Source organism: Blastococcus sp. SYSU DS1021, assembly GCF_054050995.1.
Map to the genome: position 1 here is coordinate 73,512 of NZ_JBJHAL010000012.1, position 15,231 is coordinate 88,742.

17 protein-coding genes are annotated in these 15,231 nt (G+C 75.6%); 14 read left to right on the plus strand and 3 right to left on the minus strand.

The features are described 5' to 3' along the window. Window positions 1-42 precede the first annotated feature (42 nt). The 5 genes from ACI8AP_RS11105 to nagB all read left to right on the plus strand — a co-directional run bounded on the left by ACI8AP_RS11105 (window position 43) and on the right by nagB (window position 5,077). On the plus strand, window positions 43-1,374 hold the full coding sequence (locus ACI8AP_RS11105) for an extracellular solute-binding protein (RefSeq protein ID WP_456589397.1): 1,332 nt from the start codon (window positions 43-45) through the stop codon (window positions 1,372-1,374). A 78-nt stretch (window positions 1,375-1,452) separates the two neighbouring features. Then, window positions 1,453-2,448 (plus strand): carbohydrate ABC transporter permease, encoded by a 996-nt coding sequence (locus tag ACI8AP_RS11110; RefSeq protein ID WP_456589398.1) that lies wholly within the window; start codon window positions 1,453-1,455, stop codon window positions 2,446-2,448. Continuing rightward, complete coding sequence (locus ACI8AP_RS11115; protein WP_456589399.1) at window positions 2,445-3,323, plus strand: carbohydrate ABC transporter permease; 879 nt, start codon at window positions 2,445-2,447, stop codon at window positions 3,321-3,323. Before ACI8AP_RS11110 ends, ACI8AP_RS11115 begins: the two co-directional genes overlap by 4 nt. Then, complete coding sequence (locus ACI8AP_RS11120) at window positions 3,320-4,291, plus strand: ROK family protein (protein ID WP_456589400.1); 972 nt, start codon at window positions 3,320-3,322, stop codon at window positions 4,289-4,291. The genes ACI8AP_RS11115 and ACI8AP_RS11120 overlap by 4 nt, the downstream gene beginning before the upstream one ends. A gap of 3 nt (window positions 4,292-4,294) precedes the next feature. Beyond that, window positions 4,295-5,077, plus strand: coding sequence for a glucosamine-6-phosphate deaminase (nagB, locus tag ACI8AP_RS11125; RefSeq protein WP_456589401.1), 783 nt, complete (start codon window positions 4,295-4,297; stop codon window positions 5,075-5,077). Window position 5,078: 1 nt separating this feature from the next. Here nagB and nagA read toward each other — a convergent pair whose 3' ends face one another. Both nagA and ACI8AP_RS11135 read right to left on the minus strand, forming a co-directional pair. Further along, window positions 5,079-6,227 carry an N-acetylglucosamine-6-phosphate deacetylase gene (gene nagA / locus ACI8AP_RS11130; protein ID WP_456589402.1) on the minus strand — a complete coding sequence of 383 codons (1,149 nt, stop codon included), beginning with the start codon at window positions 6,225-6,227 and terminating at the stop codon, window positions 5,079-5,081. Next, entirely contained in the window at window positions 6,224-7,684 is a 1,461-nt protein-coding gene (locus ACI8AP_RS11135) for a glycoside hydrolase family 3 protein (RefSeq protein ID WP_456589403.1), read from the minus strand. The genes nagA and ACI8AP_RS11135 overlap by 4 nt, the downstream gene beginning before the upstream one ends. Window positions 7,685-8,160: 476 nt before the next feature. Here ACI8AP_RS11135 and ACI8AP_RS11140 point away from each other — a divergent pair, with 476 nt between their 5' ends. The 3 genes from ACI8AP_RS11140 (at window position 8,161) to ACI8AP_RS11150 (ending at window position 8,989) form a co-directional block, all read left to right on the plus strand. Then, the gene (locus ACI8AP_RS11140) at window positions 8,161-8,295 is read left to right on the plus strand and encodes a hypothetical protein (protein ID WP_456589404.1); all 135 of its coding nucleotides are present in this window, start codon (window positions 8,161-8,163) and stop codon (window positions 8,293-8,295) included. A 56-nt stretch (window positions 8,296-8,351) separates the two neighbouring features. Beyond that, on the plus strand, window positions 8,352-8,708 hold the full coding sequence (locus ACI8AP_RS11145; RefSeq protein WP_456589405.1) for a LuxR family transcriptional regulator: 357 nt from the start codon (window positions 8,352-8,354) through the stop codon (window positions 8,706-8,708). Between the two features lie 110 nt (window positions 8,709-8,818). Next, complete coding sequence (locus ACI8AP_RS11150; RefSeq protein WP_456589406.1) at window positions 8,819-8,989, plus strand: hypothetical protein; 171 nt, start codon at window positions 8,819-8,821, stop codon at window positions 8,987-8,989. 9 nt (window positions 8,990-8,998) lie between these two features. On the opposite strand, the gene ACI8AP_RS11155 is transcribed toward ACI8AP_RS11150, so the two are convergent. Further along, window positions 8,999-9,157, minus strand: coding sequence for a hypothetical protein (locus tag ACI8AP_RS11155; RefSeq protein WP_456589407.1), 159 nt, complete (start codon window positions 9,155-9,157; stop codon window positions 8,999-9,001). Window positions 9,158-9,272: 115 nt separating this feature from the next. Between ACI8AP_RS11155 and mgrA the strand changes: the two genes are divergently transcribed. The 6 genes from mgrA (at window position 9,273) to ACI8AP_RS11185 (ending at window position 15,219) form a co-directional block, all read left to right on the plus strand. Next, window positions 9,273-10,304, plus strand: coding sequence for an L-glyceraldehyde 3-phosphate reductase (gene mgrA / locus ACI8AP_RS11160; protein WP_456589408.1), 1,032 nt, complete (start codon window positions 9,273-9,275; stop codon window positions 10,302-10,304). Window positions 10,305-10,359: 55 nt separating this feature from the next. Next, a complete protein-coding gene (locus ACI8AP_RS11165) occupies window positions 10,360-10,650 on the plus strand; it encodes a hypothetical protein (protein WP_456589409.1) in 291 nt (96 codons plus the stop codon). Further along, window positions 10,647-11,915: a hypothetical protein gene (locus ACI8AP_RS11170; protein WP_456589410.1), complete on the plus strand. Its 1,269-nt coding sequence runs from the start codon at window positions 10,647-10,649 to the stop codon at window positions 11,913-11,915. Before ACI8AP_RS11165 ends, ACI8AP_RS11170 begins: the two co-directional genes overlap by 4 nt. After that, window positions 11,912-12,496: a hypothetical protein gene (locus tag ACI8AP_RS11175; RefSeq protein ID WP_456589411.1), complete on the plus strand. Its 585-nt coding sequence runs from the start codon at window positions 11,912-11,914 to the stop codon at window positions 12,494-12,496. Before ACI8AP_RS11170 ends, ACI8AP_RS11175 begins: the two co-directional genes overlap by 4 nt. Continuing rightward, the gene (locus ACI8AP_RS11180) at window positions 12,493-13,083 is read left to right on the plus strand and encodes a hypothetical protein (protein WP_456589412.1); all 591 of its coding nucleotides are present in this window, start codon (window positions 12,493-12,495) and stop codon (window positions 13,081-13,083) included. The genes ACI8AP_RS11175 and ACI8AP_RS11180 overlap by 4 nt, the downstream gene beginning before the upstream one ends. Window positions 13,084-13,149: 66 nt before the next feature. Continuing rightward, window positions 13,150-15,219 (plus strand): glycosyltransferase, encoded by a 2,070-nt coding sequence (locus ACI8AP_RS11185; RefSeq protein ID WP_456589413.1) that lies wholly within the window; start codon window positions 13,150-13,152, stop codon window positions 15,217-15,219. Window positions 15,220-15,231: the final 12 nt, after the last annotated feature.

Consider the following 15,231-nt stretch of genomic DNA (forward strand, 5'->3'; position numbering starts at 1 on the left):
GCGCTGTCCGGCACCGCCTGTGCACCAGGAAGGAACCCCAACATGACGAGGGTACGCACGAGCGGGCTCGCCGCCGCGAGCGTCGGCCTGCTGCTGGCGCTGACCGCCTGCGGCGGTGGGAACGAGGCCGAGGCGGGGAGCTCGGAGGAGATCCGGCTGTGGCTGGCCGGCTCCGACACCCCCCAGGAGCTGCGCGACTACCTGGTCGAGACGTTCGAGGCCGAGCACGAGGGCATGACGCTGGTCATCGAGGAGCAGGACTGGAGCGGCCTGGTGCCGCGCCTGCAGACGGCGCTGTCCTCGGAGGGGCAGACGCCCGACGTCGTGGAGATCGGCAACACCCAGAGCCCGACCTTCACCCACGCCGGCGCCTTCTCCGACATCAGCGACCTGGTCGACGAGCTGGGCGGTGACGACCTGCTCGAGGGCTTCGTGGAGGCCGGCACGGTGGACGGCGACGTGTACGCGGTGCCGTACTACTCCGGCGCGCGTGCGGTGTTCTACCGCAAGGACCTCTTCCAGCAGGCCGGCGTCGAGGTGCCGGAGACCCTCGAGGAGTTCGGCGCCGCGGCCGTCGCGCTGCAGGAGGCCAACCCCGCAGGCACGCCGAACTTCTCCGGCTTCTGGTTCCCCGGCCAGGACTGGTACAACGGCATCGCCTGGATCTACAGCGCCGGCGGGAGCCTCGCCGAGCAGGACGGCGACCGGTGGGTCGGCGCGCTGTCCAGCCCCGAGTCGCAGGAGGGGCTGGCCCAGGTCCAGGAGCTGTTCGCGAACGCGACGAACGCCCCGCGCGACGCCGACTCGGCCGAGCCCTGGGTGCCGTTCAACAACGGCGAGGCGGCGATGTTCTCCGCCCCGACGTGGGCCCGCTGGAGCATCGACCTGCCCGAGTGCAACCAGGGCGTCGACCCCGACGACGAGTCGGAGGCGGCCCAGGCCGCGCTCGCCGAGCAGCAGGCCTGCAACGAGGAGAAGACCGGGATCTTCCCGCTCCCCGGGCCGACGGCGGGGGAGCCGGCCACTGTCTTCGCCGGTGGTTCCAACATCGCCATCCCGGCGAAGTCGGGGAACCAGGAGGCGGCCCGCGACCTGCTGCGGATCATCTTCAGCGAGGAGTACCAGACGATGCTCGCCGAGAACGGCCTGATCCCGGGCAACAGCGAGTACGCCGACGCCCTCGGCGACGACGTCTACGCCGAGGCGGCGCTCGCTGCCGCCCTCGACGCCAAGCTGACCCCGCCGGCGGAGAAGTGGGCCGACGTGGAGGCCAACCGCATCCTGGAGGACTTCTTCCAGCAGATCGCCTCCGGTGCCGATCCGGCGGAGGCGGCGGCGCGGGCCGACCAGCTGATCACGGACACGCTCGCCTGACCCTGTGATCCGGGGCGGGGGCCCGACCGCCCGCCGACCGCGGCGGCCGCGCCCCCGCTCCCACGCCCCGGAGGAACCGTGTCCACATCCCGCACGTCCCCCGCGGCGGTGCTCCCGCCGGCACCGCCGCGCGCCGCCGTCCCACCGGTCCACCCGGATCCGGCGGCCGCGCCCGGCCCGCGGCGGCGCCGGTCGCTGCGCTCCCGCCTGGGGCCCTACCTGCTCCTGGTGCCCGCGCTGGTCCCCGTCGCGGTCGGCCTCGGATACCCGCTGGTGCGGCAGTTCGTGCTCTCGTTCCAGGAGTACGGGCTGGCCCAGCAGTTCGGCCGGCCGGCCGAGTGGGTGGGGCTGCGCAACTACACGGAGCTGCTGTCGGACCCCTACGTCTGGGGCGTGATCGGGCGGTCCGTGCTGTTCTGCCTGGTCAACGCGGCGCTGACGATGCTGGTCGGCATCGCCCTGGCGGTCCTCCTGACCCGGGTGGGCCGCGGACCCCGCATCACTCTCCAGGTCGGGTTGCTGCTGGCCTGGGGGACGCCGGTGCTCGCCACCATGACGGTCTGGCAGTGGCTGTTCGACTCGCAGTACGGGGTGATCAACTGGTTGCTCGCCGAGCCGCTGGGCATGGCCGGGATGCGCCACCACTCCTGGATCATCGAGCCGGCCTCGTTCTACCTCGTGGCGACCGTCATCGTCGTCTGGATGTCGGTGCCCTTCGTGGTGTTCACCGTCTACGCCGGGCTGCTGCAGGTGCCCGAGGAGTGCGTGGAGGCCGCGCAGCTCGACGGCGCCAACGCCTGGCAGCGGCTGCGCCACCTCTCGCTGCCCATGGTGGCGCCCGTGCTGCTCGTCGTCGCCCTGCTCCAGGTGATCTGGGACCTGCGGGTCTTCACCCAGATCCACGTCCTGCAGCGGGCCGGGGCACCGACCCGGGAGACCCACCTGCTCGGCACCTACATCTACTCGCTGGCGAAGGAGTTCTCGATGGCCGGAGCCATGGCCACGATCATGCTGGTCATCACCTTCGTGCTCACGGTCTTCTACATCCGCCGGATGCTGAAGGAGGAGGTGTGAGCCCCGCGCACACGGGTGCCCCCGCACCCGCCCGGCGGCGCACCCGCGGCGGCGGGACGGGGCGGCGGCTGCTCGGCCTGCTCGCCGTCGCCGTCGCGCTGGTGTGGGTCTTCCCGATCTACTGGATGGTCAACAGCGCATTCCTGCCGACGAATCGGATGCGTACCGGCGAGCCGTCGTTCCTGCCATTCGGGGGCACCCTGTCGAATTTCCGGAACGTGCTGACGAACCCTGATTTCTACGCTGCCTTCAAGGTGTCGCTGGCGGTCACCGGCCTCACCCTCGTCGTCGCCATCCTGTTCGCATTCCTGGGTGCGCTCGCGATCAGCAGGTTCCGTTTCCGCGGGCGCCGGTCGTTCATCCTCACCGTTCTCGTGGTGCAGATGATCCCGGCCGAGGGACTGTTCATCTCCCAGTACCAGATGTTGGACAGCTGGGGCCTGGTGAACGCGGTCCTGGGGCTCACCATCGTCTACGTGGCGGCGATCGTGCCGTTCACCGTGTGGATGCTGCGGGGCTTCGTCGCCGGGGTGCCGCTGGAGCTGGAGGAGGCCGCGATGATGGACGGTCTCTCGCGCACCGGGGCCTTCTTCCGCATCACCTTCCCGCTGCTGGCGCCCGGCCTCGTCGCCGCCGGGGTCTACGGGTTCCTGCAGGCCTGGAACGAGTACACGCTGGCACTGGTGGTCATGACCGATCCCGACCAGCGGACCCTCCCGCTGTGGCTGCAGGGCCTGGTGGAGGCCAACCGGGCCACGGACTGGGGCGTCGTCATGGCCGGGGCCACGCTCATCTCCGTGCCGGTCATCGTGTTCTTCCTGTTCGTGCAGAAGCGGATGAGCGCCGGGCTGGTGGCCGGGGCGGTGAAGGGGTGAGCGCGCACCGGTCCGGCGCTCGGAGCTGCTCGGTCGGGCTCGACATCGGAGGGACGAAGGTCCTGGGCGTGCTCCTGGGCCCCGACGGGGCCGTGCTGCGGACCCTGCGGGTGCCGACCCGCCCGGGTGTGCCCGGCGTCGTCGACACCGCCGAGGAGGTGGTGCGCCGGCTGTGCGCCGATGCCGGCGTGGCGCCGCGGGCGCTGGCGGGGGTCGGCGCCGGGGTGCCGGGGCTGGTCGACCCGGCCACCGGGCGGCTGTCCTACGCGGTCAACCTGGGGATCCACGAGCGCGGGGTCGACCTGGCGCCGGTGCTCGCCGCCCGCCTGGACGGGGTTCCCGTCGTCCTGGAGAACGACCTGAACGCCGCGGCCGTGGGCGCCGCCCGGCTGCTGGGGCTGCCGGGGGACCTGGCGCTGCTGGCCCTGGGCACCGGCGTGGCCGCGGGGTTGCTGCTCGGCGGCGAGCTCCGGCGCGGGCGGCACGGCGCCGCCGGCGAGATCGGCCACCTCCCGTACGACCCGGCCGGGCCTCGCTGCCCGTGCGGTCAGCTGGGCTGCCTGGAGCTGTACGCCTCCGGCGCCGCCCTGGACCTCGCGTGGCCCGTCCGGTCCGCGCGGCCGGCGGCCGCCGACCTCTTCGCCGCCGCCGCGGCGGGGGACCGCCGGGCGGTCGTGGTCCGGGACCGGTTCGCCGACGCCGTGGCGACGGCGGTGCGGTTGCTCGTGCTCACCTGCGACGTCGAGCACGTCGTCCTGGGCGGCGGGGTGGCCGACGTCGGCCCGCCGCTGCTGGACGCGGTGGTGGCCGCCGCCGGGCGCCAGGCCGCGGGGTCGGCGTTCCTGCAGAGCCTCGCCGTCCCCGAGCGGGTGCAGCTGGTGCCCCGCGACCTCCCGGTGGCACCGGTGGGTGCGGCGGTGTGCGCCCGCGGCGGGGTGCCCGGTGTGGTCGAGCCGGTGGGATCCTGACGCATGGAGGTCGTGATCCTGCCCGGCCCGGACGACGTGGCCCGGGAGGCTGCGGCCCGGGTCGCCGCCGTCGTCCGGAGGCGCCGCGACGCGGTGCTGGGTCTGGCCACCGGGTCCTCGCCGCTCGGTCTCTACGCCGAGCTCGCCCGCCAGGTCGCCGCCGGTGAGCTCGACGTCTCCGGCGTCCGCGGCTTCGCCCTGGACGAGTACGTCGGCCTCCCGCCCGAGCACCCGGAGAGCTACGCCTCGGTCATCCGGCGGACCGTCACCCGGCCGCTGGGGCTGGATCCGGCCCGGGTGCACGTGCCCGACGGCCGCGCGGCCGACCTGGCTGAGACGGCGGCCGGCTACGAGCGGGCGATCGTCGCGGCCGGCGGCATCGACCTGCAGATCCTCGGCATCGGCACCAACGGGCACATCGGGTTCAACGAGCCGACGTCGTCCATCGCCTCACGCACCCGGGTCAAGACGCTGGCGCCGCGCACCCGCGCCGACAACGCCCGCTTCTTCGCCTCCGCCGACGAGGTGCCGATGCACTGCCTCACCCAGGGGCTGGGCACCATCCTCGAGGCCCGCGAACTCCTGCTCGTGGCGCAGGGGGAGCGCAAGGCCGACGCCGTCGCCGCGGCGGTGGAGGGCCCGCTGAGCAGCATGTGCCCGGCGTCGGTGCTGCAGCTGCACCCGCGGGCCGCCGTGCTCGTCGACGAGGCGGCGGCCTCCCGGCTGCGCCTGGCCGACTACTACCGCCACACGCACGCCCACAAGCCGGCCGGCTCCGGCGGGTGAGTCAGCGGACCGGACGGCCGGCCGCCCAGACCGCGCGCACCGACCAGTCGTCGTCCAGCACCACGGCGTCGGCCACGGAGCCCGGCGCCAGCCGGCCTATCCGGGAGCCGAGGCCGAGGGCGCGCGCCGGCGTGCGGGTCAGCGCGGTCACGGCGACGACCGGGTCCAGCCCGACGTCCGCCACGGCGGTACGCAGCGCACGGTCCAGCGTGAGCGTCGAGCCGGCCAGCGTGTCGGTGCCCGCCAGCACCGCGCGGCCGGCGCGCACCTCGACGTCGGCCCCGCCCAGGCGGTAGCGGCCGTCTCCGGTGCCCGCCGCCGCCATCGCGTCGGAGACCAGGGCCACCCGGGCGGGCGCCCCGGCGAACAGCAGCCCCACGACCGACGGGTGGACGTGGTGCCCGTCGAGCACGACCTCCAGCGTCACCCGGGGGTCGGCGAGCGCGGCGCCGACCGGCCCGGGGGAGCGGTGCCCGAGGCCGGGCATCGCGTTGAAGGCGTGGGTGAGCACCCGGGCGCCCGCGTCGAACGCCCGGGCGGTGCACGCCATGTCGGCCTCGGTGTGCCCGACGGCCACGGTGACCCCGGCCGCGGTGAGGCGGCGCGCGGCGTCGAGCGCACCGGGCAGCTCGGGGGCGATCGTGACGGAGCGCAGCGCGCCGCGGGCGGCGCGCAGCAGCCGCTCGACGACGTCGGGTGCCGGTGGGCGCAGGTGCCCGGGGTCGTGCGCCCCGCACCGGGACGCCGCCAGGAACGGCCCCTCCAGGTGCGCGCCGAGCACCCGCTCGTCGGACCGGGCCAGGTCGGCGATCGCGGCGAGGGAGGCCTCCAGACGCTCCACGGGCGCGGCGACCAGGCTGATCAGCGAGCGGGTCGTGCCGTGCGCGCGGTGCACCTCCAGCGCCCGGCGCATGCCGTCGGGGCCGTCCTCCGCGGTGTACCCGCCGCCGCCGTGGACGTGCAGGTCGACGAACCCGGGGGTCAGCCAGGCGCCGGCCAGGTCGACGACCCGGTCGGCGGCCGGCGCTTCCCCGGTGCCGGCCGCGGCGATCGTGTCGCCCCGGAAGAGCACCCAGAAGCCGTCCACCCGGCCGTCGGCGTCGACCTTCCGGCCGCCGCGCAGCAGCGTCGAGATCCCGCGCCCGGTCACCGGCCGACCAGCGCCTCGGCCGCAGCCCGGGTGCAGGCGCGGGAGGCGCCGTGGACGGCGACGGCCGGCCCGGGCACGAGCGCGAGGTCGTCGGGCATGCCGAGCGCGACGGTGACCGCATCGGGCCGCAGCTGCGCCAGCCGGCGCAGCCAGCGTTCCTGCCACGGGCTCCGGTACGCGTCCCGGACCGCCACGACCAGCGGCCGGCCGGCCGCTGCACCGGCGACCGCGTCGGGGGTGGGGCCGCCGTCCGTGACCGTCACCAGGGCGTCGAGGTGCCCGAGCTCCCGCAACGGGTCGGCCAGGCTCCACCCGGCCGCGCCGACCGCCATGTTCGCCTCCGCCCGCAGCTCGGCCACCAGCGCGGGCGCGGGCAGCTGCCGCAGGTCGCGGGCCCGTCGGGCCGCCCGGGCCGTCCGCACACCGATGTCGGCGGGCGCGTCACCGACGTCGACGGTCGGGGCCGAGGCCAGTTCACGACGCAGCCCGGCCACCCGGCCCGCGGCCTCGTGCAGCCGGTCCTCGGTCAGCGTGCCATCGCGCAGGTGCCCGGCGACCGCCTCGCGGATGGCGGCGCAGTGCTCCTCGCCGTCCTCGGCGCCCACGAGGAGCAGGTCGGCGCCGGCGGCCAGTGACAGCGCCGCGGCGCGTGGGATGCCGTGCGCCGCCCGCACCCCGGCCATGTCGAGCGCATCGGTGACGACCACGCCGCGGAAACCGAGCTCGGTGCGCAGCAGGTCGACCAGCAGGCGGCGGCTCAGCGTGGCGGGGGCCGCGTCGAGGGCGGGGAACACGACGTGCGAGGTCATCACGAGCCGGGCGCCGGCCTCGATCGCCGCGACGAACGGCGGCAGCTCGCGGCGGCGGAACGTCGCCTCGTCCACGTCGACGACCGGGAGGTCCAGGTGCGAGTCGACAGTGGTCGCCCCGTGCCCGGGGAAGTGCTTGGCGGCCGCGGCGACGCCGGTCGACTGCAGGCCGCGCACGTAGGCCGCCCCGTGCCGGGCGACGAGCCCGGGATCGGCGCCGAAGGCGCGCACCCCGATGACCGGGTTGCGGCTGTCGCTGTTGACGTCCACCGACGGCGCCAGGTCGACGTTCACGCCGGCGCGCCGGAGGTCCGCGCCGATGGCCGCGGCGACCCCCGCGGTCACCTCCTCGTCGTCGAGCACGCCGAGGGCCAGGTTGCCCGGGTAGCTGCTGCCGGTCCGGTACTCCAGCCGGGTGACGTCCCCGCCCTCCTCGTCGACGGCGACGAGCGCGTCCGGCCGCGCCGCGCGCACCGCGCCGCCGAGGCGGGCCACCTGCCCGTCGGCGCCACCGGCGGTCAGGTTCTGCCCGTAGAGGCAGACCCCGGCGAGCCCGTCGCCGAGCGCGTCGAGCACCCACCCGGGAACGTCCGGACCGGCGAATCCGGGCATCAGGCAGGCATTCACCAGACTGCCGAGATCGGACATCTCTCCTCGTTCCGCCGCCGGTGGGCCGACCATTCCCGACGCGGTCGGACGTGGAGCGCGGCGCCATTCTGCAGCGCCGCCCCCGTTCTGCCGTCCATTCGGGTGGGGAACGTCGTCGATCATCGCATGCGCGCTCACGTCCGGTCATTACTCGCAGCCCGCGAGAAATGAGGCGGCGACCGCGGCCGACCTGGCGGGAGAGGCGCGCACCGCACCATTTCCCGCGCCGCGCCGATCGCCTCGGAGTTCCGACGACGGGGGTCACCCGGGAGGCGCCCGGGTCGTCGCTACGCGGGTGTGGACCCGCCCGCGGTGGGTGCGCCGGATCTGGCTGCCGACGGCGGCCCGGCCACCTCCGGGATGATCGCCTCGGTGGCCCGCTCGTTCTGCGGAGCCTGCGACCGCACCCGGCCACCGCCGACGGGCAGATCCGCAACTGCCTGTCCGCCCGCGAGGAGTCCGACCTGCGCACCGCGATGCGCGACGGCGCCACCGACACCGAGCTGGCCGACCGGTGGCGGATCGCCACCCTGGGCAAGCTGCCCGGCCACGGCATCGACGACCCCAGCTTCCTGCCGCCCACCCGCCCCATGTCCGCGACCGGCGGGTGACGTGGGCGACCAGGCGAGCGCGGTCGCCTTCGGGACGCCGGCGCACGATGGGGCCCGTGGACGACCGACGACCCGTGGACCTGGAACGGCTGGCCGCCGAGCTGCTCGCCGACGCAGCGGCGGGGAAGGCCCAGCGCGCCGCGCGCACCCTGCCGCACCCCGTCGACGGGCTGCGGCAGACCGTGATCGCCCTGGTGCGGGGCCAGCAGCTCGCGGAGCACGAGAGCCCCGGCCCGGCCAGCCTGCTGGTCCTGCGCGGGAAGGTCCGGCTCGTCTCCGGGGAGGACGCCGTGGAGCTGGGCGCGCTGGAGACAGGTCCCATCCCCGATCGCCGGCACAGCCTGCACGCCGACGAGGACAGCGTCGTCCTCCTCAGCGTCGCCGTGCCCCAGCGGGCGCCGACCGGCGGTTGACCCCCCTGGCGGTGCCGGCCGGGAGCCGCCGACGTCAGAGGGGCGCGGCCACGCCGGGCACGGCGCGGGCCGGTCTGGACGATCCGGTCGCCGGGGTGGAGGGTGCGCCCATGACGGAGAACCGCTACGCCATCGGACTGGACGACCTGGAGGCCGGCGTCCGCGTCACTCCCGCCGAGCAGGTGGCCGGGCAGCCGGTGCCGGAACTGCCACCGGTGGACCGGCGCACCGATCAGCTGCCGTACGCCGACGGAGCCGGCGGCGACGCAGACGGGGACTGACCGGCCCGGTCAGACCTTGCTGCTGCCCTTCAACCAGCCGTAGGCGGCGGTGGCCAGGAAGAGCACGACGCCCACGAGCAGCAGCCAGAACAGCCCCTCGATCAGCGCCCCGATGATCGACAGCGCCAGCCAGACGACCAGCAGCAGACCGATCAGGCGCAGCAGCACGGGCACTCCTGGGGTGAGGCGGGGACGGCGCCGCCCAGCCTAGCGGCGGCGACCGCGCCGGACGAGGCTACGGGGCCGGTGGGCGGGGGAGCGGGCGGTCGGACAGGATGCAGCGATGGCCTACTCCGCTGCCGACGACCGCTACGAGTCCATGCCCTACCGCCGCACCGGGCGCAGTGGCCTGGACCTCCCCTCGATCAGCCTGGGCCTCTGGCACAACTTCGGCGACGACGTCCCGTTCGACCGTCAGCGCGCCATCCTCCGCCGGGCGTTCGACCTGGGCATCACGCACTTCGACCTCGCGAACAACTACGGGCCCCCCTACGGCTCGGCCGAGAGCAACTTCGGCCGGCACCTCCGGGACGACTTCCGGCCCTACCGCGACGAGCTGGTCATCAGCACGAAGGCCGGCTACGACATGTGGCCCGGCCCGTACGGCCAGGGCGGCGGCTCGCGGAAGTACGTGCTGAGCAGCCTGGACCAGTCGCTGCGGCGGATGGGCCTGGAGTACGTCGACATCTTCTACAGCCACCGGCCCGACCCCACGACGCCGCTGGAGGAGACGATGGGGGCGCTGGACACCGCCGTCCGTTCCGGGAGGGCCCTCTACGCGGGCATCTCGTCGTACTCGCCGGAGCAGACCCGCCGGGCGGCGGCGATCCTCGCCGACCTGGGGACGCCGCTGCTGATCCACCAGCCGTCCTACTCGATGCTCAACCGCTGGATCGAGCGGGAGGACCTGCTCGACACCCTCGCCGACGTCGGGGCCGGGTGCATCGCCTTCTCGCCGCTGGCGCAGGGCATGCTCACCGACAAGTACCTCGGCGGCGTCCCGGAGGGATCGCGCGCCAGTCAGGGCAAGTCGCTCTCGCCGGACCTGCTCACCGAGCAGGCGCTCACCCACGTCCGGGCGCTCGACGACATGGCGCAGCAGCGCGGGCAGTCGCTGGCCCAGATGGCGCTTGCCTGGGCGCTGCGGGACCAGCGGATGACCACCGTGCTGATCGGGGCCAGCAGCGTGGCGCAGCTGGAGCAGAACGTCGGCGCGCTGGAGAACCTCGGGTTCACCGAGGACGAGCTCGCCGCGATCGACCGGCACGCCGTGGACGCCGGCATCGACCTCTGGGAGGGCCCCCGCACCGCCTGAGCTGCCTGTGGACAACGGATCCGGACCCGAGCCGGATCCGCCTAGGGTCCGCGTCGTGACTGACGGCCTCGAGGTGGAGACCCCGGTCCTGCGCGACGCCGGCCGTGCCCTGCTGGTCGTCTACCGGGAGTTCGACGGCGCACGGGACACGGCGGACGTCGGCAGCGACGTCATCGCGCACGACCGGCTGCGCGACCGGCTGCGGGAGTTCGGCAGCAACTGGGACCATCGGCGGACGGAGATGGCCGGGCTGGTCGAGGGCCTCGGCCAGGCCGCCCAGGACGCCGCCGAGGTGTACGAGCGGATCGAGACCGAGCTGGTCGCCGCCCTGGCCGGTGAGCGGTGAGCCGCCCGCGTGACTGGTCGCCGCTGCGCCCCTCGGACCCGGTCGGCGGCGACCCCGCGGCGATCGCCCGGCTCGCCCGGCGGTACGCCGACACGGCGGCGGCGATCACCACGGCGGCCAGGGCGCTCCGCACCATCCACGACAGCGCGACGACCTGGGAGTCCGACGCCGGCCGGGCCTTCCGCGAGCGGACCGCCGAGGTGGCCGGGACGATCGAGCAGGCCCTCGACCGGTACGAGGGCACGGCGGAGGCGCTCGCCGCCTACGCGCGCACGCTCGACGACGTCCAAGCGGGCGCCGACACGGTCCTCGCGCGCGCCCAGCGGGCCGAGGACGCCCGGGACGCCGCCTGGCGGGCGAGGGAACGCGCCGCGACGCTGCCGGAGCCCGATCCGGTCGCCGAACGCCGGGCGCACGACGATGCCGCGGCCGCCACCGCCGGCATCCGGGCGGCCGACGAGGAGCTCGCGGCGCTGGAGGCCGAGTGGCAGGCGGCGGGGAACGCCGCAGCCGACGCCATCGACGACGTCCTGGGCGCCAGCGACCACCTCGCGGACAGCTTCTGGGACGACGTGCTGGACGTCGTCGCCGTCGTCACGGGCTGGGCCGGGAAGCTCTCGGCGGTCTTCGGGCTCGTCGCGCTCTTCCTGCTGGCCATCCCGGGCCTGCAACCGTTCGCCGCGGCGTTCGCGGGGCTCGCGTTCGTCACCGGGGCCGTCTCCCTGGCGGGGAACACCGTGCTGCACGCGGCGGGCCGGGCGGAGCTGTCGGACGTGCTGTGGGACGCGGTGGGCGTGCTCACCTTCGGGGTGGGCCGTGCCTTCGCGCTGGCCGGCCGGGCGGTCGCCACCGGCACCCGCGGGCTGGCCCGCCCCTCGCTGGTGCAGCACCTGCGCGCCTCGGGGATGACCCGCCGGCAGGCCCGGCAGGCGGTGCGGGACCAGGGCGTCCCGGCCGGCGGGTCCGTGCCCGGCGCGCTCACTTCCCGAGCCCGCCGGCCGTCCGGCTGGGTGCCCACCCGCGGGGAGTGGGCCGAGGCCTACCGCCCGTCGGGGCTGTTCCGCGACGTGACCTCCGGTCGCTCCCCGACGGTCCACCCCGCGACCACCGCCGCCCCCGTGGTCCGGACGGGGCAGCGCAGCCAGTTCCTCGCCGACGCCGCGGTGCTCTCCTCGGCCGGTGCCGGGAGCGCCGCCACCGGCCGCGCGATCGGCGAGGAGCTGCGCGGCCACGGACCCCGCACCCCCGTCGGGTCCGGACGGTGACCACGGCGCTCCGCCCCCGGGACTTCACGTTCGCGGTGCCCGGCGACTGGGCGCGGATCCGGGTCCTGGACGAGGCGCGGCGGGATGCCGACGTCCGTCGGATCGCCCGGGCGGTCACCCGGGGCCGGCCCGACCGCGACCGGCTGATGCCGCAGGTGGCGCGCGCGCTGCACGGCGCGGCCGCCGCCCGCAGCGACAGCCACACCGTCGAGGTGCACCTCCCGGTGTTCCAGGACGGCGCCCCGCCGATCGCGTGCGCCCTGGCGGTGGGCGTCGTCCCCCCGCGCCCGGCGGGGGACCGGCCGGGCGCCGCGGAGGCGGCCTTCCTCGCCGCGGGGGGAGCGGGGGCGGCCGCGGAGGTGGTGGAGCTCGCGGCCGGCCCCGTGGCCCGCCTGCGCCGCCGGACGCAGGCACCGGCACCGGACGGCCGGCTGCTCGAGACGGCGGTGGTGCAGTACCAGCACCCGATGCCCGGCGGCGGCTACGTGCTGCTGAGCTTCTCGACGCCGCTGCTGGAGCTGCTCGAGCCGCTGACCGCGCTGTTCGACGCCGTCGCCGGCTCCTTCCGGTGGCTCCCGTGACCGGCGCCGTCCAGGACTGGACCTACCGGGTCGAGCCGTCCGGCGCGGGCTGGGTGTGGCTGCCACGCTCCGGGGCCGTCGCCGCCTGGACGCAGGCGGTCTGCGACGGCCTCGGCGTCCACGGCGCCGCGGCGGGAACGCTCGGCGAACAGGTGCTGTCGCTGGCCACCGCCCTGCGCGAGGGAACCCCCGACCTGGCCGCGCTCTGGATCCCCGATCCCCGGTACGGCGTCCTCGCCACCCTCCGCGCGGACCGGTACCGGCTCACCACCGGGCTGGCGGAGCTCGCCGAGCAGGAACGCGCCACGGTCGGGCGTGGGCTGGCCCCTCCCGAGGTCGACCTGGTGGCGCTGCCGGCGGGCCCGGCGCTGCGCGTCCGGCGGGTGGAGCGGCAGGCCGGTGGCCCCGGGGACGGGCTGCTCGTCGAGAGCGTCCGGCACCTCGTGGCGCCGCCGGCAGTCGTCGACGTGGCCGGTGTGCCCTCGGCGGTGGAACTGGTCCTGGCGTGGACGCTGCTGCACGAGGGGGCCGAGTTCGCGGACATGGCCGATCGGACCGCTGCCCGGCTCCGCGTCACCTCCGGCTGAGCACGCGGGTCGATCTCACCCCTCGGGGGGATGTGCGCGCCGCGGGGAGATGTCGATTCCCCCGGGGTGAGCATCGAACGGGCGGCGCTGGGCCGCCCCAGCGGGACCCGGGACGCCGTTCCGGCGCCGGAGAGCGCCCTGCGGCTCCTCGGCGTGCGCGCCGTGGCCGTCGCCGCCGTCCTGGCGACCGCCGGCTACCTCACCTGGCGGCTGCTGGCCACGCTGCCCGAGGGGCCGGCGCTCTGGCTGGGGGTGCCGTTCCTGGCGCTCGAGGTCTACGGCGGCCTCGCCCTGCTGCTGTTCGTGATGACCACCTGGACCGTCGCCCCGGCGACCGTGCCGGCGCCCCGCCCCGGGCCGCCGCCGTCGGTCACCGTGCTCATCGCCACCTACAACGAGCACCTGGACGTGCTCCTGCCGACCGTCGCCGCCTGCCTGGCGATGGAAGGCGAGCACGAGACCTGGGTGCTCGACGACGGCGACCGGCTCGAGGTGGAGGAGATGGTGACGGCGCTCGGCGCGCGGTACGTCACCCGCCCCGAGCACGACCACGCCAAGGCGGGCAACCTCAACCACGCGCTGGCGCTGGTGCGCACCGACCTCGTCGCGGTGTTCGACGCCGACCACGTCCCCGACCCGGACTTCCTCACCCGCACGCTGCCCTACTTCGCCGACGAGCGGCTGGCGCTGGTGCAGACGCCGCAGCACTTCTACAACACCGGCTCGTTCGAGCACCTGCGCCCGGGCGCCGACCTGCACGAGGAGTCGCTCTTCTACCGGGTGATCCAGGCGGGCAAGCACCACGCGGGGGCCGCCTTCTGGTGCGGCACGAACGCGGTCCTGCGCGCCGAGGCGCTGCGCGAGATCGGGGGAGTGGCGACGGAGTCGCTCACCGAGGACTTCCACACGACGATGAAGCTGCACCGCGCCGGCTGGCGGAGCGCGTACCACAACGAGGTGCTCGCCCGCGGGCTCGCGGCCGGCAGCCCGGACGCGTTCTACGCGCAGCGCCGGCGGTGGGGCCGGGGGGCGATGCAGGTGCTGCGGCACGACAACCCGCTCACCGCCACGGGACTGACGCTGCGGCAGCGGCTGGGCTACCTCTACTCGCTGTCGGCGTGGTTCGACTCGTGGCGGACGCTGGGGCTGGCCCTGGTCCCGGTCGCCGTGCTGGTCACCGGGCTCTTCCCGGTGGATGCACCGCCCGCGTTGTTCGCGGTGATGGCCGGCGTCCCCTTCCTGCTCCAGCAGGCGGCGCTGACGCTGCTGTCGCGCGGGTTCGCCCCGGCGCGCTTCTCGCTGCTGTTCGAGGTCGTCCGGCTGCCCTCCAACCTCGCCGCGACGCTGTCGCTGGTGCTGCGCGGCACGGGCCGCTTCGCGGTCACCGCGAAGGGGCGCACCGGGGAGGAGCGGACCCGCGCTCGGGTGCCCGCGCTGCTGCTCGCACTCACCGCCGTGCTCGCCGGCAGCCTGCTCCACACGGCCGCGAGCCTGGTCGGCTGGACCCCGATCGAGCTCCGCTGGGGCGGCACCACGCTGGTGCCGGTCCTCTGGGTGAGCGTCACCCTCGGCTTCGTGCTGGCCGGCATCCGGCGGATCCGCGATCCGCGCTTCTCCGCCGAGCGCCGGGACGGTCACCGCTTCCCGGCCGCGCTGCCGGCCGTGGTCGACGGGGCGCCCGCGCGGCTCGTCGACGTCTCGCTCGGAGGCGCGCAGCTCCGCGTCCGCGGCGTCGGCGCCGCCGTCGGCGCCGAGGTCGAACTGGCCATCCGCGTGCCCGACCGCGCCGAGCACGTCGTCTTCCGGGCGGTGGTCCGGTCCCGGACCGACGACGTCCACCGGGTGCAGTTCGTCGGGCGGCAGTGGCGCGAGCTGGCCGCGCTGTCGGCGACGGCGTTCGGCGCCGGTGCGGCCCGCTGGGCGGCCGTCGAGGTCACCCCCGTCGGGCTCGCCGCCCCCGTCGACACGGGCGGCCGGGTTCTCGCCGCCCGCGCCGACCCGGACGCGGTGGCCGCGGCGGTGCGCAGCCCGTTCGTCTCCGCGGCCACGCGGCGCCCGGTGGACGACGACACCCGGCCGATCCCGCGGCTGACGCCGGAGCTCGAACGTTCCCTGGCCGGCGCCGACGGTCCATGAGCAGCGGTCCCG